This is a genomic window from Spiroplasma sp. TIUS-1 (assembly GCF_010365785.1).
GTDB lineage: Bacteria > Bacillota_I > Bacilli_A > Mycoplasmatales > Mycoplasmataceae > TIUS-1.
This window is the reverse complement of the sequence record NZ_CP048387.1, coordinates 387,840-410,277: the sequence shown is the minus strand read 5'-3', so window position 1 is coordinate 410,277 and position 22,438 is coordinate 387,840. Positions and strand designations below refer to the sequence as shown.

Sequence of the window (22,438 nt, the reverse complement as noted above, 5' to 3'; positions counted from 1 at the left end):
TTGAGTGAGGATTAAAAGATGAGTGGTTTTACAAATAAGGTTATATATAAAAAAGACATCGTACATAAAACATCACAAGATATCACTTCAGTTTATTTAGATAAAACTAACGAATACTTATTTTTAAATGAACTTAAAAAAATTAATACAGATATCCTAGTAAAACCAATTAATGTAATTTTTGATGGTAATACATTAATATCAACTTTTCCTTTTATCAAGTCACACATTGACTTGACTGATACAAAAATCAATAAGTTAATTGTTGAATTAGTGGCTGAGGGTATCGTTGAATTAAGAAAAATAAAGATTGAAGGTTTAAAAAAATTTAGCCATATAAACTACTTAGAATGATTTTTAAAAAATATTAAAAATCCAATTCATAAAATAAATATGGACATTACATCCTTTTCTATTTTAGATAAACAAGATTATGTCTTATCTCACAATGATCTAGTTCCTGGAAATATATTGTTTAATGGTGTTAACGATGTTAAATTAATTGACTATGACTTTACTAAATACAATAACCGTTATTTTGATATTGCAAGTTTTATAACTGAAACATTAAACGATGATAGTACATTAGTTAATTATTTCATTAAAGTTTGCAAAGAAAAAAAGCTATTTGATAATTTTGAAATATTAAATTTAGAAATAAAATATCAAGATATTTTATGATCACTTTGAGCTAATTATATGTTTGACATTACTGGTACAACATTGTTTAAAGATATTTGTATTGATAAATATAATCGTTTTTTAAACAGAACTACATATAAATAAAAAAATAAATATCTTAAAATATTTATTTTTTCTTAGACTTTTCTTTTAACCTTTTTGCCTCTTCTTCTTTATTTAGTTTTTCTTTTAAAATTTCTTCTTCTTTCAATTTGTTTTGAACTTTACTATTTAATATATCTAATATTTTTTGGTTTTGTTCTTGTTTAAGTTGATACTTATAGTCAAGCATCTCCTTTTGTTTTATAAGCTTTATTTCTTTTTTTGTAAGAGAATTTGGATCAACTTCTCTTTTCTTTTCTATAGACTCTAAATGGTCCTCAGCTTTGTATTCAAGGTTTACAATATATCATGAAAGCATAGTTCCTATTAATGTTCCAACTGCTCCAGATGCTAATGAAATCAAAAATCTAAATATTATTTCTTTTCCACCGGTCCCACTTAGAAATTTTCCTGTAAAGAAAAATGAAATGTAAATAGAAAAAAAAGCAAATGAGAACAAAAATATATCTGCTTTACAAATTTTAAAATAATAAAAAGTTCAAGCAGATACAGCTGCAAATAGAAAAACTATAAATGAAGATATAAGTTTAAACAATGTGCCACTTCCAGCTATAAGAACCTCAATTGAAAAATCAAAATCGTATCCAAATAAAACTCACATTATTCCACCTGGTAAAATAACTCCGATAAATATTGCAAGTACCATCCATCCAAAATCGGTTATTAATTGTCTATCTCTTAATTCTGTTGTATTAATTTCTTTAACTTTTCTTCTTTTCAAATTCATAGGTATACCTTTTTAAAATTATATAAAAAAAACAACCTAAAGGTTGCTTTTGTTTTCTTTTGGAGCGGGTGAAGGGAATCGAACCCTCACAGTCAGCTTGGAAGGCTGAAGTTCTACCATTAAACTACACCCGCATATAAATAAATATATACAAATATTTATATATGTAAATATTTATTTGTAAAATTATTTTCTAATTTCTAATTTTTTAATAATTTCTTTATAACGTTTTACATCACATTTTAATAAGTAGTTTAATAATCTTCTTCTTTGCGCTACTTTTTTTAGTAAGCTTCTTCTTGATGTAATGTCTTTTTTGTTTTCTTTTAAATGTTCAGCTAAGTTAGCGATATGTCCAGTAAGAATTGCAATTTGCACTTCTGTCTTTCCAGTATCTTTTTGGTTACTACCAAATTTTTTAACTAGTGATTCTTTTTGATTTTTTGAAACCATGTTTACCCCTTTTGCGTGATTGATAATCTCGATCTATACAAAGCAAAATTCTCAAAGGGTGAATGTTTACAACGCATAAATACAATTAAAATTATATACCAAAATAACTATCATTTGTTACTAGTTATTTATTAATTTGCTTACAAAAACCAATAGTTAGTAACTTTGGTTTTTTTACATATTGTTAATAACACTAATACCTATTAAATTAAATGAATTTGATAACACCTGATAAATAGTTGAAACAAGGTTAAGTCTTTGATTCATTAGTTCTTTGTCTTCAATATCAAAAATTTTTGTTTCTGTATAATATGAATGAAATTTTCTTGATAATGTTTGAATATACTCACAAATAACATTTGGCAATCTTGAATCAGCTGCATATGCAACCTCTTTTTGAAACGAATCAATCAGTATTAATAATTCCTTTTCTTTTTGCTCAATCAATAGTTCTGCACTTGATGGATTGAATTTTCAACCCTCCTCTTTAGCTTTCTCTAAAATTTTGTAACTTCTTGCCGTAGCGTACTGTGCATAATAGACTGGGTTAGTTGAGTTTTTTTGAACAGCTATATCTAAGTCAAAATCCATGTGTGACGATGGAGTTTTACTTAACAACATATAACGTACAGAGTCTTTACCAACCATTTCAATTAAGTCAATTAATCAAATTGCAGTACCCTTGCGTTTAGACATTTTAAACTCTTCACCGTTTTTCATTAGTCTAACCATTTGAATCATATCAATATCCAATGCATTAAAATCATGTCCAAGTAATGCAAGTCCTGATCTAATACGCAAAATATATCCATGATGATCACCACCTCAGTAGTTTACATATTTGTCAGATTTTGATCTTTTAAATCTAACATTATGACAAGCTAAATCAGGAGTAATATAAGTGTAATCTCCATTTGATTTTTTTAGAACCCTATCTTTGTCATCACCAAATTCAGTTGTTTTTAATCAAAGAGCTCCATCTTGTTCAAATGTTTTCCCTTTTTTCTTATATATATCTAAAGTCTTTTCAATTTCATTATTTTTGTACATATCTGCTTCGCTTGTATACAAATCAATTCCAACTCCAAAATTAATTAATTGTTGTTTAATAGCGGCCATAAATAATGTAATTGATTCTGTTTTAAATAATTCATGAATTTTTTCATCGTTAATTTTGTTATCAGTTCCAATATTAAATTTAATATACTTATCACCAAATTTTTCGACAAGTGATTGAGCAACTTCAATATACATATCTCCACCATACATCTCTTCAGGTTTATTTACTGGTGATTTTAGTAATTGTTTGTAGTGAAAAAATAATGTACACGCAGAAATGTTAATTTGATTTCCAGCATCATTTGTATAATATTCAGTTTCAACGTCGTATCCAGCGAATTTTAGTATTCTTGCAACTGAATCACCTATTGCTCCATTACGAGCGTGACCAACATGTAAATAGCCTGTAGGATTTGCAGAAACTAATTCCAAGTTATACTTAAAATTACGTTTTTTAAATGAACCATATTTATTTCCCATTGAATAAACTTCTGAAATAATTTCCTCATTTAAACTTGAATTTAAAAACATATTAATAAAACCAGGTCCAGCAATTTCTACTTTGCTAAAAATTTTTTCCTTTTTCAACTCATCAACAATTAAAGTTGCTAACATCCTAGGATTACTATTGTTAATTTTTGAATTTACCATTGCAAAATTTGTTGAAAAATCTCCATTAGAAGAATCTCTTGTTTTTTCAATAATAATTGATCCATTTAATTTATTATTTTTCATTATTTTCATTAATGCTATTTCTATTTTTTCAATATATACACTCATAAATATCCTGTTTGTTTTATAAATATTATTTTATAGTTTTTTTAATAATTAAAGTAAGTTAATTTAATACAAAAAAAAGTCAGTATACTGACTAATTTCTTGTTTCACCCTTTTTCTCTTCTGCTTTTTTAAATGTTGGAAGTTCTGTAATGTATTCTGATATTTTTTTACCAAAAACAATTTCATATACTTCTTCATATTTTTTTGCAAATTTAATGCTTAGTTTTTCTTTAACAACATCAGGAATCTCATCTAAATCTTTTTCATTTTGTGAAGGTATGATTATAGTTTTTAATCCCGATCTTTGTGCTGCAATTGATTTTTCTTTTAGACCACCAATTGGAAGAACAAGTCCTCTAAGTGTTACTTCACCTGTCATACCTATTTCTCTTGATACTTTTTGGTTAGTTAAAGAAGATATAATTGCTGTTGTTATTGCAATACCTGCACTAGGTCCGTCTTTTGGAACAGCCCCTTCAGGAACATGAATATGTATATCATTTTGTTGAAATACTTCTTCAGGAATTTCAAATCTCTTGTAGTTTGCCTTTACAAAGTTATAAGCAATAGTTGCAGATTCCTTCATAACATCACCTAATTTACCAGTTAAGACTAATCCACCCTTACCTGGGAAGTGAGTAACCTCAATTGGAAGAATATCTCCTCCAAATTGTGTATAAGCTAAACCTGTAACAACACCAGCTTCTGATTTTTCAGATTGCTTGCTGTGTTCAAAGACACGTTTTTTTAATAATTCATTCACAACTTCTGGAGTTACTGTTAATTGAGTTAATTCATTTTTCAATTTTTTTACAATGAATTTTCTTGCAATATTACCAATAATTCTTTCTAATTGTCTTACTCCAGCTTCTCTTGTGTAGTATTTAATTATTTCCTCAATGGCTTCTGTTTTAAATACTAATTCTTTTTTATCTATATTAAATTCTTTTAATATTTTTGGAACTAAGTGATTTTTTGCAATTTGAATTTTTTCAATTTCTGTATAACTTGATAACTGAATTATTTCCATCCTGTCGTATAAAGCTTCTGGAATATCTCCTGGGTAATTTGCTGTTGCAATAAATGCCACATTTGAAAGGTCATATTCTTCTTCAATGAAATGATCTGAAAATTGTGAGTTTTGTTCTGGATCCAATACCTCTAACATAGCTGCTGTTGGGTCACCTTTTTGATCTGAACCCATTTTGTCAATTTCATCCAATAAGAATAAAGGATTTAAGACTTTAGCTTTTTTCATACCACGAATAATTCTACCTGGCATAGCTGCTACATAAGTTTTTCTGTGTCCTCTAATTTCAGCGTCATCACGAACACCACCCAATGATACTTTTACATATTCTCTATTCATTGCTTTGGCAATTGATTTTGCTAAAGACGTTTTTCCAACACCAGGTGGACCAACTAAGGTAATAATTTGCCCTTTTGTACTGTTTGTATTTTTTCTAACTGCAAGATACTCGATAATTCTTTCTTTAACTTTTTCAAGACCAAAATGATCACCATCTAAAACTTTTTGTGCATTTTCTAAATCAAAGTTATCATCTGATCTTTCATATCAAGGAATATCCATCATTCAATCAATATAATTTCTAAGTACTCCTGCTTCTTGTGACGAAGCATGCATACCCTCTAATTTTGATATTTCTTTTAATAATCTCTTTTTAATGTGTTCTGGGAATGGCTCAGTTTCTAACCTTTTTTTATAAGCATCAAGCTCATTTCCTTCTCCATCAATTTCTCCAAGTTCTTCTTTAATGACTTTTAACTTTTCTCTTAGGTAATATTCTCTTTGTTGTTCATCAACATTATTTTTTATTTTTTTAGTTATACTTGAGTCAATATCAGAAGCGCTTTTTTTCTCGCTTAGTATATTTGTGATTATTTCCATTCTTTTAACTGGATCAAATTCTTCTAATAACTCTTGTCTTTTTGAAACACCAATGAATGCAATTACCTGGGCAATTGAGTCCACCAATACATTTGGATCAGAAGCAATAATTTCGTCTTCCAATAATGAGTCAAAGTTTTCAGGAAAATCTGCAACACCGATTCCTGCATTTTTAATTACATTAAAAATATTCATAGCCACTTTTTTATCAGGACCTGTTGTTGGTACAACTTCATATTCAGCATACAAAATACCTGATTCATCATAGTCCATATTTTTAATTTTAATTCTATCTTGAGCTTCAACTAAGATAGATTGAGTGTTATCTTTTCATACTTTTTTCACTGAAAAGTTTGCAACAACACCAACTTTATAGACTCCATCAAGTTTGGGTTCATCTTCTAAAGGATTATGTTGTGAAATAATAATAATTTTGTTGTTATGTTTGTTTGTAGATTCACTTAAAACAGCTAAAGATTTTTCTCTACCTATTTCTATTGAATGTTTGACCTTTGGAAACAAGAATGTTCCTCTAGTTATCAATACTGGTAATTTGTTCATATGTACCTCCTAAATTACTTTTTAATTTTATCATATTATTTAGCACTTGTGTTATTTAAGTGCTAATGAAAATAAATTATTTAATCTACTTTCATTAACGTCTTTAAAAATAAAAATAATGGATCTTATCCATTATTTTTATATAAAAAGTCAACAATTTTTTCTTTCATTATTTGTTCTCTAATTTGGTCTTTAGTTATAAACTTATCTAATGCGTAGTCAACTTCCATTCCAAAATTTGCTGCAAATTTTTTAAGTTCAATATCTATTTCCATTTCAGAAATTTCAAATTTTTCTTTATTTCTAATTTCATCAGTTATTAAGAAACTTGATAATCTAGCTACAGCATCAGGTGTTAATTCTGATCTAATTGCTTCTCTAGATAATCCTGTTTGTTTCATGTAATCTTTCATTGTAATTTGTTGACGTAAAACATTACCTTCAAATTCTCTGTAAAGGTCATCAATTGTTGATTCAATTGATGATTTTGGTAACTCAATTGTTGAATTTTTTTTGATTAATTCAATTACTTCGTTTACAAAAATATTTTTATTTTGTGTTTCTTTTTGATCCACTATTTTTGAAGAAACATAAGCTTCTAATTCAGCCATGTTTGTTACACCTTTAATGTTAAGATCTAATGCTAATTCATCGTCTTTTTTAGGCAAAATCTTTTCTTTAATTTCTTTAATAACCAACTCAAAAGTAGCTGCCTTACCTGCAAGTTTTGCATCGTAATCTTTAGGGAATTTTACATTGACAGATGTTTTTCCAATTTTTTTACCAATCATTCCATCTTCAAATTCTGGTATAAACTGACCTGATCCAATAACTAATTTATAGTTTTCAGCTTTACCACCGGCAAATTGAACACCATCTACAAATCCTTCAAAGTCAAATATAACTTCATCACCTTTTGCAATTGAAGCAGTTGCTGGTTTAGTTTTTTCCAGAGCCATTCTTGTTCTTTCACCTTCAATTGAAGCATCAATTTCAGCTTTAGTTGCCTTTGCTTCTTCTTTAACCAATTTGCTTGATTTTAAACCTGTATATTTACCAATTTTAATTGCTGGTTTTAAATCAAAAATAAATTCAAGAACAAATTCATTATCTGAAATTTTTATTGGCTTTGGTACAGGCGAACTTCATGGCTCAACATTAACTTTATTTTCTCTAGCAAACTCAAATAGAGAAGCAATTGAAGCCCCCATGGCCTCTCTTAAATATCTATCACTTGTAACATTTTTTTCAATTTCAGCAGCTGGTGCCTTACCTTTTCTAAATCCGGGAACAACAACAGAATTTCTAACCTTGTTTTTTCCGCGTTCCACAAATTCTTTTCATTCTTTTCCATCAATAGTAACAGTCCAAACTCCTTGTCCTGTTAATAATTCTTTTCTTTCATTAAATTTCATAACTTCTCCTTAATATTTAAAATGATTATATTCTATTTAATCATTATTATTTTTATTTAATGATATATCCATTATTGTAATTGTGTTTTGTGCCTCAATTAATTGAGCGTCAATTTCTACAATCATTTTTTGTTCTTCAATAGTTTTATCCTCATTATTAAAATTTCTTAATCTAGACTTATTCTTACTTGCAAATCCTGATTTTTTTCCAATTAATTTATTTAACTTGATTTCATTTTCAATTGAACTTATTTTTTCATATTCTTTTATAGATTTATTATTTAAAGCATTTCTACGTTTTTCTTCTTTTCTTTCTTCTTTAGCAATCTGTTCTTTACGCTTTTGAATTATTTTGTTATTTTTTTCATTCAATTTTTGTAATTGTTTTTTGTATTCAACCTCTTGTTTTAACTCTTTTAAAGCTTCTTTTTTTGCTTCAATTTCATTTAACTTAGGCTTTGAGATTGTAGGCTTAATCATAGGTATTTTATCTTTTGAATCAACTTTAGGTGTTCCAACAATTGACTGTTTTCTTGAAACATCATGGGCTAATTGATATTTAGATGAGTCACCTTCATGAATTACAACGATATTTTGTCTTTCGTTAATACCAAATGAATTATTCTTTTCAAAAAATAACGTGTCTAGGGTTTCATTATCGTCAGGTCCTTTCAAACTTTTTTTAAAAGCTTCTGTATAAAATTCATGTGTATACGTTGTTGGATGAGCATAAGTATAAAAGTCATCCAAATTAACAGTCGCTAATCTATCAATTGTATCTTCTGTATTTTCTGCTAAATCTTTATTACCTTTTTTTCTTTTTTTACCTTTAGTCTCCTTGTTAACTAATGTTTCAAATTCTTCAATTTTTTTCTTATTTATTATTGTCTCTTTTCTTTGTTTTGAATCTTCATCATTTCCATAAAGAAATTCAAGCAAATGTGGATCTGGAGCTTGACTAATTTCAGTACTTCTCTCAGTCATGTTAATATTTCCATTTTCATCAACATTTTTTTTATGATATTCATCTGCACTTTTTGTTAAAAATGGAGAACGCATTGCATTTAATGTACTATTTTCAACAATATCTGTATTAGAAGTATTTATTTCTTTTCTTTCCACATTTGTATTTGCAGCTAAACCACTACGCTCAAGTAAAGAAATTCTAAAGTCCATTGGATCAGTAAGTTTTTTTTCAATGCCTAATCTTTGATCTCAATTATCAATTGGAGATTGATTAAAAGCTTCTGCTTTTTTAATTCTAGCTTTTGTTATTCCGTAATATACATTTCAAAAATTACTGAACTTTGTATTAAATTGGTGTTCTCACAATTTAATTAACTCACGCTTATAAACATTACTGTCTTCCAAAAGTTCAATTTTTGAATAAGAAGATATAAGTAATTTGAAATCATAATCACTACTTAAGTTATAGTCAAAAATTAAATCCAAGGATTCCTTACAGTATTTTTGTTGTTTGTATAATTCATTGGGAACAAGTCTGTCAATGCTGACAATTTCTTTGCCACTTTTATACTGTTTAATTGAACTTATCATAATATATTAATTATAATTTATTTTTAAAACAAAAAAAGTAAATAAACTATGTTGTTTATTTACTTTACTAAATTTTAGTATTTATTTTTTAATATAAGCAAATGCTACGTTTTTAGGTGTTAAATTTGTTAAAGTTTTAACTGATTTGTTAACTGAAGCTATAATTGCAGACTCTGATAAAGTTATTGCATCTTCTGTTTTAGAAAGAAACATGTTAATTGTTATATAGATACTTCTATCAGATGAAATAAATACTCTGATATCAAAATCTTTAACTGATTTTAAAATAAATCTATTTATTTGTTCCTTTAAAATTCCCGCAACTACACCTTCAGCAATATTAATTGAACCTTTTTCTGATTGTTTTACATTTAAATACATTTAATTACCTCTTAGTTTGCACGACCAGAATATTTTCCATCGGCTGTACTTACAATTATTTTTTCACCCTCTTTAATAAATAAAGGTACATGTAATTGTAGTCCTGTTTCTAAAACAGCTTTCTTTTGTGCCCCACTTGTTGTGTCACCTTTAACAGCCGGTTCAGTTTCTGAAACGACTAATTCAATTTTATCAGGAACAGAAATACCCAGAACTTCTCCATCAAATGAAGTCATTTTTACCATTGCTCCATCAATTAAAAATTTCAATTCTCAAGATAATTTTGAAGCTGGAATTTCTACTTGATCATATGTATCTGTGTTCATTAGTACAACATTTTCACCATCATTATATAGAAATTGCATATCACTTCTATCAATCATTGCTTTTTGAACTTTTTCGCCACCTGTAAATGTAATCTCTACTCTAGCTCCTGTTCTCATATTTTTTACTTTGGCTGAAACCTTACCTTGTTGTCTCCCAGATTTTGAGAAAGATTGTTCAACAACTACGAATAAGTTACCATCATAGATAAATGTAGTACCAGGTCTTAAATCATTAACTGACATATTGTTGTCTCCCTTTTATTATTTTTATTATATCTTAAATTGTTTACGAATATATTCACTATTTCCTTTTAATGTTTTGGTTTCCATTGGTTTTTTACCTTCTTTTTGAATTACTTTTAAATTAATCATTCCACCTCCACACATAACCAACATACCATTTTTTTCAATTGAAAATATTGTACCTGGAGGCAAATAAATCATTGGAACAATAATTGGAAGCTCAGCATCTAATACGTTTATTCTAGTTCCATCTAAGTATGTAAAAGCAAGTGGTTTTGGTTTTAATGCTCGAATAAAGTTATAAATTTGTTCAGCTGATTTTGTTCAATCAATTTGTTCTTCATTATTTTTAAGATTGAATGCAAAAGTAACCTTTGATTCATCCTGAGGTACTATTTCATATTCACCCTTCATTACTTTTAGGAGGTCATTGCTTACTATCTCAATAGCAGCGTTTGTTAACTTATCAAAAACAATTTCATTATCGTCACTATCTCCGATTTCTATTTCTCGTTTACAATAAACACCGCCTGCATCCATTTTTTTAACCATTTGCATTAAGCAAACTCCAGTTCTTGTGTCCCCATTCATTATTGCAAATTGAACTGGAGATCCACCACGATATTTTGGTAATAATGAAGCATGAAAATTTAAGCAGTTTTTAAAGAGCTTTAAAAATTGTTCAGATATGATTTTTCCAAATGCACATGTAACTAAAAAATCTGCATTTAATAATTTAACTTCTTCTATAATTTCTGACATTTTATCTGGTTGAAATAATTTTAAACCGTTATCCAATGAATATTTTTTAACCTCACTGAATTGAGTTTTCATACCTCTGTTTGATACTTTGTCAGGCTGACTTATTACTCCTACAACTTCAAACTGTTTATTTTCATGTATTGCCTTTAAAATGTTGGCTGAAATTTTTGGAGTTCCACAAAATATTATTTTCATACAGGTTTCTCCTTTTCAATTAACTTAATTATTGATTGTAATAATGCTGTCATTGCTTCTGTATCCCTATTACAATAAATTAACATCTCATTAAACAAAGTTTTTTTATAAACTTCTTCAGTTGTTTCACCATCAATAAATCTTCTAAATAACTCTGATGTCTTATCACCTTTATTAACTATTAAATCATTGTAACTTAGTTCTGGATACAATGCAGGTTGAGTTTTTTTAATTGAGTAAGATCCATGAAAGTCTGGATGGTAAATAAGACATGGAGTATCATCTTCACTTGGTTTTTTTCTTTGAAAAAAATTCATTAAATCAATTGTATTATCATAAATAAATTGTAAAGGTAATTTATATTCTGGAAATCTGTGAATTAACTTAGCAATAACGCCTTTTTCAAATGACATATTATAAGCAACGTAAACTCCGGGTCCTTCAGCAAAACAGTCAACAATAAACCTTCTTACAAATTCAATTCTTGGATCTGTTTTGATTTTTGAAAGGAAATCAAAATGCTTAAAAGAATGCTTATCTTTTACATCAAAATCATCATTAACTAAAATATCAACTGAATATTGAAATGGAATTTGTTGATAAGTATTCGAACCTACAAATTTAGGTATAGCCCAAGTAGACGTTTCAAAATCATACATGTAAATAGGATATTTTTTGTACTTTTTTATTTCATCTTCAACTTGATAAAACGAATTTGGATTTATGACTTTATACTCATTGCCCTTTAAATACGGCATTAAAACTCGAAGTTGTTCTTTTATTTTTGGTGCTTTAAATAAGCCATCTTTATGTCTATCAATTATTTCATTATCAATATCCTTAATGTCAGTAATTCCAGTGTCATAAATAAATTGCATATTATTAACTTTAGTATTTGACTTTAATTCAAATACACTATGCTTTGCATCAATATATTCAAACACGTGTGGGCAACTTTTTGTTTCTTCAACTCAAGTATTTTTACTTGTTTTAAAGTTTAATTTGAAACACTCTTTTTTGGAAAATCTGTGTTTATCTTTTAGCATATCTAAAATTTCATCAATCACATTTTCAAAATCAATTGATTGATCTAAACAATTAAGCGAATATTCTAAAGAAACTTTTTCTCCTTTTACAACGTTGGCTCCACGATCATCTAATATGAACATTTTATCAACTTCAATTTCTGCATCTGCTACTATTTCAATATCTTTTTGGTTTTTTATATCTTCAATCAAATATTCAAAGTCTTCATAAAAAACTTCACTTTGGTTTTTAGGATCGTAATCTGAAACATTATCTTTAAAACCTGGAAAATAATCCTTATTTAATCTAACTAAATAAACTTTATCAACCTTATAACCACATAATTCCAAAACCTTTTTTTGATAAAAGAGGTCAAAAATATGTTCTTTTTTTACACTTGATGTTGCCTTAACCTCAGCAATTTCAACATGATTGTTGCCTTTATTAATTAGTACGTCACATCTAGTTTTTAAGACTTTATCTAAGGCATAAAATCCTGCTTCATATAAATATTTAACATTAGGATCCTTAAGTGCTTCTTCAACTTTTTGAGTTAATGACTCGCTCATCTTTTCAGATTCAAAATTTATTGATATTTTATTTTCACTATTTAGTTTATTTTCACGAAATAGTTTTAACTCAAAAAGTTCTTGAGCTAATTCACCTGCTTGCATACCATCTTCAATTTGCTTACCCCTGAAGATTTCAACATTAAAACCATCATCGTTTGAAAACTGTGAATTTAAAGCATCTCTTTTTATAATTTCTTCTTCAGTTAAATCTGATTGTTTTTTAAATAAAAAATCAAACTCTTCCAATATATCAAAACTTGTAGAAGTCCCATATGACTCCTCTTCAGTCGAAATTGAAGCATCAAAATCAAACAATTTATTTTGTTTTAATTTAACTCCTTCAAGAAAATTTTCTTTAGACGAAAAGAATCATGCCAATTTTTGACATTTAGTTAAATAAGTTTTGAAGTCTTCTTTAGAAACTGATTGTTTTTTTAGCATACATCAATTATATAAAAAAAATAATGCTTAGCATTATTTTCTTGGAGTAAATTTTTCACCACGCTCTTTAACATCTAATTTGATTTCGTTGCTATTTCTTAATTCTTTATTTTCAATTTTTTTAGATTTCATTTCTGTTTTTTCAACAGAACGAGATGTTTTGTAATCTTCTTTTTCTTGTTTTTTGATAGCTTTTTTTTCTTGCTTTGATAGCTTAACTTTTTTCTCTGCTATTGCAATTCTTTTTTCAGTCTCATCTAAAGAAATTCTTGAATTAATAATTCATTTAGTATCATATTTCTTTTTATTTGTACGAGTAGTAATCCCTTCAACTTCAACCGCCATTCTTTCAACAAATTTATTTGTCTTAGGTTCCATAACAGTAACAATAACGTCAAATACATCTCTATATTTGTACTCAGGACCTTTTCTCGCATAAACAGTTTCATAAATTATCTGTACGTTTCTAACTCCATACTGATCATCAAGTCAACGTTTTATTTCATTACGAACTACTTTTTTTCTTTTCTCTTGTTCAATTCTTTGAGATTTTTTTGATGTGAATGACGTGATAATAATGAACGCCAGAACAGCCAGTATTATCACACCAAAAATAATCATCACTGGTAGATTCATTATTTCGATTCCTTAAATATTATTTATATTATATATAATTTTTAATGTCATGTAAATTATCTATTACATTTTTAGCTGCTAGCTTTGTATCCTCATGGCCATCTCTCATAGCAAAAGAATTATTTGTATGTCTTAGCATTTCAATATCATTTTGAGAGTCCCCTGCAGAATAAATATTTGCAATATCTATATTTTCAATTTTTGATATGATTTCAACTCCCCTAGCTTTAGAAACATGGCTTGGCATAATCTCAATTAATCTTTTAGAAGTATAAATAACTTTAAGATTTTTATTATTATCATATTCATTTAAAATTGGATGGCCTCCATGAGATTTTGATAGTATGTAATATACACCGTATAAGTCTTCTCTATTTTTAACTTCAAACAATGCTTTTTCGCGATCAATGCCGTTTTCAAAAAATGTCCCAACAATTGACTCATGTTGATCTGAATCATCATTTAATGTAAAACCAAATTTACCTTCGTTAACAACATAAACAATATTTGAGTTTTTTTCATATTTCAACATTGAATTAATAATTTCATCTCTGTCTTCTTTTGAAATAAATATTCGTTCAAGTTCAGTTCCATCATATTTAAATGTACATGAACCATTGTTTGTTACAAAATAATCTGGTTTTAATCCAAGTTCAGTTGCTTTATTCCTTAAAGATCTGTGTGATCTGCCTGAAGCTAACACCAACTTATTTCCGTCCTTAACTCATTTTTTTAAAAATTCTGCATTCTTTTTAGTGATTTCAGGATTTGAATAGATTTCAATTGTTCCATCAAAATCAGAAAATAATCATTTGCTCATAATGTCTCCTATTTTATTACTCCACCACCAAGACAAATCTCATTATGGTATAACACAACTTCTTGCCCAGGAGTCAAAGCTCTTGTCTTTTCATCTAAAACTACTTTAATATCTTTTCCTTTAATATACACTGTTACATTAACATCAATTTGTCTATATCTAAATTTGGCTGTACATTTAAATACATCATTAGAAAAATAGTTTTTTGGATTAACAATTCAATTAAAGTTTTCACTTTCACATTCATTTGAATATAAGTACTTTTCATCACTAGTTGGTGATACATATAATATTTTCTTTTCAATATCTTTATCAGCAACATAATAAGGTTCCGATTGACCACCCAAATTTAATCCTTTTCTTTGACCAATTGTGTAGTACATCACACCAATGTGTGTTCCTATCTTTTTATTAGTAGATATATCAAAAATATCGCCAGGTTGATTTGGAATATAGTTTTGCAAAAACTTTGTAAAATTTCTTTCACCTATAAAACAAATCCCTGTTGAATCTGGTTTATCACTTGTAGCAATATTAAATTTTCTTGCAATTTCTCTAATTTCTGTTTTTGGCAGTTCGTACAAAGGAAAAAGTGTTTTAGATAATTGTTTTTGATTTAACTCTGAAAGAAAATAAGACTGATCTTTTGTGTGATCCTTTCCCTTTAATAACTCATACTCTTTAGTTTTTTCGTTAAATCTCACACCAGCATAGTGCCCAGTTGCAATATAATCTGCTCCAAGTTTTTCAACTGCGTAATTTAAAAACTGTTCAAATTTTATATGTTTATTACACAAAATGTCTGGATTGGGAGTTCTTCCTTTTGCATACTCATCAACAAAATGTTTGAATACAAAGTCCCAATATTCTTTTATAAAATCAACACGGTGTAGTTTAACACCTAATTGGTCTGCGACTTTTTTAGCATCAGCATAATCAACTTCTTGTGAACAAATTTCAGAATCATCATTGTTACCCAATACATCATTGTTTAATGTACTGTCTCAATTTCGCATGAAAAATGCTTCAACATCATACCCTTGTTGTTTCAACAACAATAAGGTAACTGAAGAATCAACACCACCTGATAAACCTACTATTACTTTTTCTTTTTTCATTTATATCCTTTAGTTTCTATATTATAGATAAAAATAACGTCTATTAAAAGACGTTATTGTTTGGTTCAAAACTTGATTTTTCTTTAATCTCTTTTAAAAGTTCTTTTTCACTATTTGAGATGTTGTTTGGAACAACAATATTTACAATCAAATTTAAATCAGCTCTAATTGACGAGTGACTTGATTTATATAAACCTTTATTTTTGACTTTAATGATCTGGTCATTTTTAATTCCCTTTGGAATTTCTACTTCAATGTTTTCTCCAACAAAGCTAAAAGTTCTTTTTGCTCCGAAAATAACATCTAAGTAATTTACATTATATCTCATTTTTAAATCATAATTTCTTAGTATCTCTACATCTTTTGGCATATTTACATCTATGTCTGCAAATATATGCCCCTTAGATCCACCATTTATCCCAGCATTTCCAATATTTGAAAATTGAATTTGCTGACCAGGCATCATTCCCTTTGGAATAGGAATATCAATTTTTGTCTTTGACTTAACATGTCCTATACCTTTACATTTTTTACATGCATTAGTAATTATTTTACCTGTAGCATTACATGTTTGACATGGTTGTTGTGTTTGAAATCTCATTGGACCCATTTGCTTAAATCCAGTTACTTGCCCTACTCCATTACAAGCATGACATGTTTTAATATCAGATTTTGAAGACGCTCCAATCCCATGACAATCACCACATTCAACATCTAGTTTAGATTCAAATGTTTTTGTAACACCATTTATAAGTTCTTTTAAAGATAAAGTTACTTCAATTAAAATATCTTTACCTGAATTACTTTTTCTAGATGATCTTTGACCCCCACCAAACATTGACCCGAAAATGTCTGAGAAAAAATCTCCACCATTTCCAGCACCTTGGTTGAAAAAGTCACCAAATCCACCACCGCCAAATCCGCCAGCACTTGGATCTACCCCAGCATGACCAAATTGATCGTATCTTGAACGTTTATCAGAATCAGAAAGCACTTCATATGCTTCTCCAACTTCCTTGAACTTTTCTTCAGCATTAGATTCTTTACTTACATCTGGATGATATTTTTTAGCAAGTAATCTATATGCTTTTTTAATTTCATCAGCTGTTGCAGTCTTAGAAACCCCTAATACTTCATAATAATCTCGCTTTTTATTCACGAATACCTTTATTAGTTAGAACCTTCTTCGTTGTTATTTGGATCTTGGTTTTTTTGCATTTCAGAAACTGTTTTCATCATTTCTTCTAGTTGGTTTATTTTTGATTCTAGAGTAGTGTAATCCTCTTTGGCAATTAGTTCTTCAATTTCTTTAGCCATTTCTTCTACTTGAGTTTTTTGTTCTGGAGTAGCTTGACCACTTTCATCAGATACTGAAGTTTTTAAAATAGATAAGTAGCTTTCTGCTTTGTTTCTAATTTCTATATTTTTTACTTTTTTCATATCAGCTTCAGCATTTAATTCTGCTTCCTTAACCATTTTTTCAATTTCTTCATCACTTAAACTTCCAGAGTTAGAAATTGTAATTGATTTTTCTTCGTTGGTTGCCTTATCTTTTGCTGTTACAGAAACAATTCCATTAACATCAATTTTAAAAGTAACTTCAATTTGTGGTGTACCTTTTGGAGCTGGTTGGATTCCTGTTAATTGGAATTGACCTAATGATTTGTTATCATGAGCCATTGGTCTTTCACCTTGTAAAATATTAATATCTACAGCTGGTTGATTATCTACAGCAGTTGAAAATACTTGTGATTTTTGTGTTGGTATTGTTGTATTTCTTTCAATAAGTTTAGTCATAACTCCACCCATTGTTTCAATTCCTAAAGTTAAAGGTGTAACGTCTAATAATAAAACATCTGTTACTTCACCTGCAAGAACACCACCTTGAATTGCAGCTCCCATGGCTACAACTTCATCTGGATTTATTGTTCTGTTTGGTTCTTTACCTAATAATGATTTAACCAATTCTTGAACAGCTGGTATACGTGTTGATCCACCAACTAATAAAATTTGATCGATATCACTAGCTTTTAGACCTGATTCTTTTAAAGCATCTTGAACAGGTTTTTTTGTTCTTTCTACTAAGTCTTTTGTTAATTCATTAAATTTTGTTCTTGTCAATTTAGTTGAGAAGTTAATTGGTCCACTTGCATTCATTGCAATAAATGGCAAGTTAATTTCAGTTTCCAATTGTGAAGACAAGTTAATTTTTGCCTTTTCAGCTTCATCTTTAAATCTTTGACCAGCCATTTTGTCATTTGATAAATCCATACCAAATTCCTTTTTGATACCTTCAACAATAAACTTAATTACTTTGTCATCGAAGTCATCTCCACCAAGTTTATTATCTCCTGAAGTTGAAAGCACATCATAAGTACCATCGGCTAATTCAAGTACTGAAACGTCAAATGTTCCACCACCTAAGTCATAAACTAAAACTTTCATTTCAGCATCTTTTTTATCAATACCGTAAGCCAATGCTGCTGCAGTCGGTTCATTAATAATTCTTTCTACTTCTAATCCTGCAATTTTTCCTGCATCCTTAGTAGCTTTTCTTTGCGCATCATTAAAGTAAGCTGGAACAGTAATAACAGCTTTTGTTATAGTTCCACCTACTTTGTCTTCTGCATATTTTTTCATGTATCTTAGAATTTCTGCAGAAATTTGTTCTGGTGAATATTCCTTACCTTCAAGTTTAATCTTTTCACTTGTTCCCATGAAACGTTTTACAGACATTGATGTGTTAATGTTTGTAACAGATTGTCTTTTTGCAGCTCCACCAACAATGATTTCACCATTTTTAATTGCCATAACTGAAGGTGTAGTTCTTTGACCTTCTGGGTTTTCTAATACTATTGGTTGACCACCTTCAATAATTGCTACAACTGAGTTAGTTGTACCAAGGTCAATACCTAAAATTCTTTCTTTTGCCATATCTTTAATCTCCTATTTATTTTGCAACTCTAACGTTTGCATGTTTTATAACTCTATCGTGTAGTTTATAGCCATTAGCTACAACCTCTACAATCTTTCCTGAAGCTACTTTGTCAGTATCCACAGTTTCAATTGCTTGGTGTAAATACATATCAAAGTCATCTCCAACTTTTGTGTTTATTAATGTAATGTTATTAGCTTCTAAGGCTTGTTCTATTTGAACTATTAACATCTTGAAACCTAACAAGTAATTTTGCACTTCTGGTGAATTTGTGGGAGCAGCTACAACTGCTTTCAACATATCAATTACCGGAATTAACTCACGAGCCAATCCAGCTGCTCCATATTTTTTAGCACTTGCTAATTCTGATTTAAATAATCTAACTGCATTTTGTTCGTCAGCTTTCATCATCAAAATCTTCTCTTCTAATTCCTTAATAAATTCTTTGTCAGATTTTTTAATTTCTTTCTGATCTTTTGTTTTTTGATCTTTTTCTTTTGGTTCTTTTTCTTCAACCACAGAATCAATATTTTCTACTTTATCTTTCTTTGCCATTATTTATACTCCTCGTTGATTCTTTCTTTTAGTCAATCTAATATCTCGCTTACAGCTCTATATTGAAGGCGTTTGGGACCTACTAGTGTCAAGTTGGCACTAGTTCCATTGTTATTGAAATTTTCGCTTATAACAGCCATATCATCATTTTCCAATCCACCTTCTAGACCAATAAAAATTGATTGCTCTGAAGATTGTTGTTCAAACCATGTAAAGGGTGTAATATGATCAATCATTTCTAGTACCTGTTTAATTTTCGCTGGGTTTGAAAATTCAGGATTATCTAATAAATATTTAATTCCTGTTGTTGTTGATTTTGACTTAACATTTAATAATAAATCATTAACTATATTTTTAAAAACAAAATCAAAATATTTAATTTGTTTTTCTAATAAAGGTTTAATCGCATCAATTTTAGACTCCAATTCTGATAGTTTAGTATTTACTAATCTATCATTAAATATTGAAATTGAAGCTCTAATATCATTTGCTGAATACCCAGTAATATCAAATGTTTTATTTTTAACTTCACCATTTGATAAAACATAAATAACTGTAGCCATTTCATTCGAAATTGGTATCATTTCAAACCTTACCAACTCATTATGACTTGCATCTTGTGTTGTTACGACAGTTGCTAGTTTAGCCATCTCAGAAATGATTCTCGATGACTCTTTAATTATTTCATTAACGGAATTTTCACGGTTATTAAATAGTATTTCAATTTGAGCTTTAATATCTTCAACACCAAACTTATCCATTAAATTATCAACAAAATACCTATACCCTTTTGTTGATGGTATTCTTCCTGAAGAAGTATGAGTTTTTTCCAAATAACCATTACTTTCTAAAAAAACCGAATCATTTCTAATAGTTGCCGACGAAACGGATCCATCAAAAGCATTTGAAATAAATTTTGAACTAACAGGACAAGATGTTCTTATATACTCATTTACTATTATTTTTAGTATCTGACTTTGTCTTTCTTTTAACATAAATTCACCTAATTAAATCCTTTACTATTTGTAATAATAAATTCACCATTTTTGCAATCTACTGTGTATTTTTTATCTATATCCAATTTATTCATCAAAATGTTTTTTGCAATAAATGTCTCAATATGTTTTTCAATATATCTCTTTATTGGTCTTGCACCATAATTAATATCATATGCTTCTTCAAGAATTCTGTTAATCACATTATCTGAAAAGACAATATTTATATCAGTCTCTTTATTTACACGTTCAACAAGTTCTAATAATCTATTATTAATAATTTCTTTAACTGTTGTTTTTGGTAATGCATTAAAAGTAACAATATTGTCAATTCTATTTATAAACTCAGGTTTTAGTGATTGTAATAAAATTTGATCTAAGGCTTTTTCACTAAATGTTTCATTATTTGTACTCATTAAGTACTCTGATCCAATGTTTGAAGTCATAATAATAACTGTATTTTTAAAGTTTATTGTTTTTCCTAATGAATCAGTAATTCTTCCATCATCTAAAACTTGTAAAAATATATTTAGTACATCTTTATGTGCTTTTTCAATTTCATCAATTAAAACTATTGAATATGGGTTTCTTCTAACTGCCTCAGTTAACTGACCGCCTTGTTCATATCCTACGTAACCTGGAGGAGAACCAATAAGCTTAGATATTGAGTGTTTTTCCATATATTCAGACATATCTATTCTTATCATTTTTCTTTCATCGGCAAATAATAATCTTGCTAATGTTTTAGCAACTTCAGTTTTACCAACCCCAGTTGGACCTAAAAATAAGAAACTACCAATTGGTTTGCTTGGATCCTTAATCCTTGATGTACTTCTAATAAGTGCATCTGAAATTACTTCTAAAGCTTGATCTTGACCCTTAACAGTTTTTTTCATATTAGATTTTAAGTTAAGGATTTTAGCCTTTTCAGTTTCAACAAGATTTTGCATTGGTATACCAGTTCAACGCGCAATTATTGCTTGAATCTCTGATTCATTAACTTCTTCAGAAATTAATTTATTTTCAGCTCTTTTTTCCTCTTGCTTTGCTAATGTTTTTTCAGCCAATGGTAATAATGAATATTCAATTTCTCCAGCTCTAGTGAAATCACCCTCGCTCTTTTTCAATTCAAATTCATTTTTCAATGACTCGATTGTTGAACGCAATTTTGTTATTTCATTATGACTTTCTTTTTGACTATTTCATTCTGATTCTAATTTAGCTTGTTGAGATTTTAATTTTTTAAGTTCAACTTCATTTTCTTTTAGACGTTCAATTGATTTATCATCTTTTTCTTGAGAAAGTGCTGATTTTTCAATTTCTAATTGAATAACTTTTCTATTAATTTTATCTAAATTAGCAGGTACAGTCGATAGTTCCGATTTTATTGTAGCTGACGCTTCATCAATTAAATCAATTGCCTTATCGGGTAAAAATCTATCTGTTATGTATCTATCAGATAATGTTGCTGCAGCAATTATAGCGGCATCTGTAATTTTAACTTTATGAAAGTTCTCATATCTTTCTTTAATTCCTCTAAGGATAGATATTGTTTCTTCTACAGTTGGTTCTTGAACCAATACACGTTGGAAACGACGCTCTAAAGCTGAATCCTTTTCTATATATTCACGGTATTCAGAAAGAGTTGTGGAACCTATAATTTTAATTTCACCTCTAGCCATCTGTGGTTTTAATAAGTTTGCGACATCCATTCCACCGCCGCCACCAGTTTTACCGGCTCCAACTATTAAATGAAGTTCGTCAATAAATAAGATTATTTCTCCATTTGATTTTTCAATAGCATTTAAAATACCTTTTACTCGTTCTTCATAATCACCTAGATATTTAGCACCAGCCATAACGCTACCCATATCTAGTTCTAAAATTCTTTTATCTTTTAGAGTTCCAGGCACATCCTGTTTAACTATTCTTTGTGCTAGTCCTTCTGCAATAGCTGTCTTACCAACTCCAGCCTCTCCAATTAATACTGGATTATTTTTTGTTTTTCTTGAAAGGATTCTAATAACACGTGTTATTTCATCCTCTCTTCCAATTATCGGGTCATGTTTTCCATCCCTTGCTAATTGAGTTAAGTCCCTAGTATATTTTTCTAAAATATTAGGGTCATTACCATCTGTTCTATTAAAGTCCATACGATCCTCCTAAAG

Annotated in this window: 19 protein-coding genes and 1 tRNA gene; 1 reads left to right on the top strand and 19 read right to left on the bottom strand. The window is 28.6% G+C overall.

Features of this window, described 5'->3' with window-relative positions; translation table 4 throughout:
* Positions 1 to 18 precede the first annotated feature (18 nt).
* The gene (locus STIUS_RS01780; protein WP_162649618.1) at positions 19 to 786 is read left to right on the top strand and encodes a phosphotransferase; all 768 of its coding nucleotides are present in this window, start codon (positions 19 to 21) and stop codon (positions 784 to 786) included.
* A 22-nt stretch (positions 787 to 808) separates the two neighbouring features.
* On the opposite strand, the gene STIUS_RS01775 is transcribed toward STIUS_RS01780, so the two are convergent.
* The 19 genes from STIUS_RS01775 to STIUS_RS01685 all read right to left on the bottom strand — a co-directional run bounded on the left by STIUS_RS01775 (position 809) and on the right by STIUS_RS01685 (position 22,423).
* A complete protein-coding gene (locus STIUS_RS01775) occupies positions 809 to 1,531 on the bottom strand; it encodes a DxFTY motif-containing membrane protein (protein ID WP_162649616.1) in 723 nt (240 codons plus the stop codon).
* A 60-nt stretch (positions 1,532 to 1,591) separates the two neighbouring features.
* Positions 1,592 to 1,665 (bottom strand) — tRNA-Gly (locus STIUS_RS01770).
* Between the two features lie 52 nt (positions 1,666 to 1,717).
* A complete protein-coding gene (rpsO, locus tag STIUS_RS01765) occupies positions 1,718 to 1,984 on the bottom strand; it encodes a 30S ribosomal protein S15 (protein ID WP_162649614.1) in 267 nt (88 codons plus the stop codon).
* Between the two features lie 174 nt (positions 1,985 to 2,158).
* Positions 2,159 to 3,823: an arginine--tRNA ligase gene (gene argS, locus STIUS_RS01760; RefSeq protein ID WP_162649612.1), complete on the bottom strand. Its 1,665-nt coding sequence runs from the start codon at positions 3,821 to 3,823 to the stop codon at positions 2,159 to 2,161.
* A 91-nt stretch (positions 3,824 to 3,914) separates the two neighbouring features.
* A complete protein-coding gene (lon, locus tag STIUS_RS01755) occupies positions 3,915 to 6,293 on the bottom strand; it encodes an endopeptidase La (protein WP_162649611.1) in 2,379 nt (792 codons plus the stop codon).
* A 125-nt stretch (positions 6,294 to 6,418) separates the two neighbouring features.
* The gene (tig, locus tag STIUS_RS01750) at positions 6,419 to 7,708 is read right to left on the bottom strand and encodes a trigger factor (protein ID WP_162649608.1); all 1,290 of its coding nucleotides are present in this window, start codon (positions 7,706 to 7,708) and stop codon (positions 6,419 to 6,421) included.
* A gap of 36 nt (positions 7,709 to 7,744) precedes the next feature.
* Positions 7,745 to 9,265 (bottom strand): hypothetical protein, encoded by a 1,521-nt coding sequence (locus STIUS_RS01745; protein ID WP_162649606.1) that lies wholly within the window; start codon positions 9,263 to 9,265, stop codon positions 7,745 to 7,747.
* A gap of 81 nt (positions 9,266 to 9,346) precedes the next feature.
* Complete coding sequence (locus STIUS_RS01740; protein WP_162649604.1) at positions 9,347 to 9,646, bottom strand: hypothetical protein; 300 nt, start codon at positions 9,644 to 9,646, stop codon at positions 9,347 to 9,349.
* Positions 9,647 to 9,657: 11 nt separating this feature from the next.
* Complete coding sequence (efp, locus tag STIUS_RS01735) at positions 9,658 to 10,215, bottom strand: elongation factor P (protein ID WP_162649602.1); 558 nt, start codon at positions 10,213 to 10,215, stop codon at positions 9,658 to 9,660.
* A 27-nt stretch (positions 10,216 to 10,242) separates the two neighbouring features.
* Complete coding sequence (fmt, locus tag STIUS_RS01730) at positions 10,243 to 11,172, bottom strand: methionyl-tRNA formyltransferase (RefSeq protein WP_162649600.1); 930 nt, start codon at positions 11,170 to 11,172, stop codon at positions 10,243 to 10,245.
* Entirely contained in the window at positions 11,163 to 13,211 is a 2,049-nt protein-coding gene (locus tag STIUS_RS01725; protein ID WP_162649599.1) for a DUF2779 domain-containing protein, read from the bottom strand. Before STIUS_RS01725 ends, fmt begins: the two co-directional genes overlap by 10 nt.
* A 33-nt stretch (positions 13,212 to 13,244) precedes the next feature.
* The gene (locus STIUS_RS01720) at positions 13,245 to 13,847 is read right to left on the bottom strand and encodes a hypothetical protein (protein WP_162649597.1); all 603 of its coding nucleotides are present in this window, start codon (positions 13,845 to 13,847) and stop codon (positions 13,245 to 13,247) included.
* 28 nt (positions 13,848 to 13,875) lie between these two features.
* Positions 13,876 to 14,667 carry an HAD-IIB family hydrolase gene (locus STIUS_RS01715; RefSeq protein WP_162649595.1) on the bottom strand — a complete coding sequence of 264 codons (792 nt, stop codon included), beginning with the start codon at positions 14,665 to 14,667 and terminating at the stop codon, positions 13,876 to 13,878.
* 8 nt (positions 14,668 to 14,675) lie between these two features.
* Positions 14,676 to 15,785: a tRNA 2-thiouridine(34) synthase MnmA gene (mnmA, locus tag STIUS_RS01710; protein ID WP_162649593.1), complete on the bottom strand. Its 1,110-nt coding sequence runs from the start codon at positions 15,783 to 15,785 to the stop codon at positions 14,676 to 14,678.
* A gap of 43 nt (positions 15,786 to 15,828) precedes the next feature.
* Entirely contained in the window at positions 15,829 to 16,944 is a 1,116-nt protein-coding gene (locus STIUS_RS01705) for a DnaJ domain-containing protein (protein WP_162649591.1), read from the bottom strand.
* Positions 16,945 to 16,955: 11 nt separating this feature from the next.
* Positions 16,956 to 18,719: a molecular chaperone DnaK gene (gene dnaK / locus STIUS_RS01700; protein ID WP_162649589.1), complete on the bottom strand. Its 1,764-nt coding sequence runs from the start codon at positions 18,717 to 18,719 to the stop codon at positions 16,956 to 16,958.
* Between the two features lie 16 nt (positions 18,720 to 18,735).
* Complete coding sequence (locus tag STIUS_RS01695) at positions 18,736 to 19,275, bottom strand: nucleotide exchange factor GrpE (RefSeq protein WP_162649588.1); 540 nt, start codon at positions 19,273 to 19,275, stop codon at positions 18,736 to 18,738.
* Complete coding sequence (gene hrcA / locus STIUS_RS01690; RefSeq protein WP_162649586.1) at positions 19,275 to 20,270, bottom strand: heat-inducible transcriptional repressor HrcA; 996 nt, start codon at positions 20,268 to 20,270, stop codon at positions 19,275 to 19,277. The genes STIUS_RS01695 and hrcA overlap by 1 nt, the downstream gene beginning before the upstream one ends.
* Positions 20,271 to 20,278: 8 nt before the next feature.
* The gene (locus STIUS_RS01685) at positions 20,279 to 22,423 is read right to left on the bottom strand and encodes an ATP-dependent Clp protease ATP-binding subunit (RefSeq protein WP_162649585.1); all 2,145 of its coding nucleotides are present in this window, start codon (positions 22,421 to 22,423) and stop codon (positions 20,279 to 20,281) included.
* Positions 22,424 to 22,438: the final 15 nt, after the last annotated feature.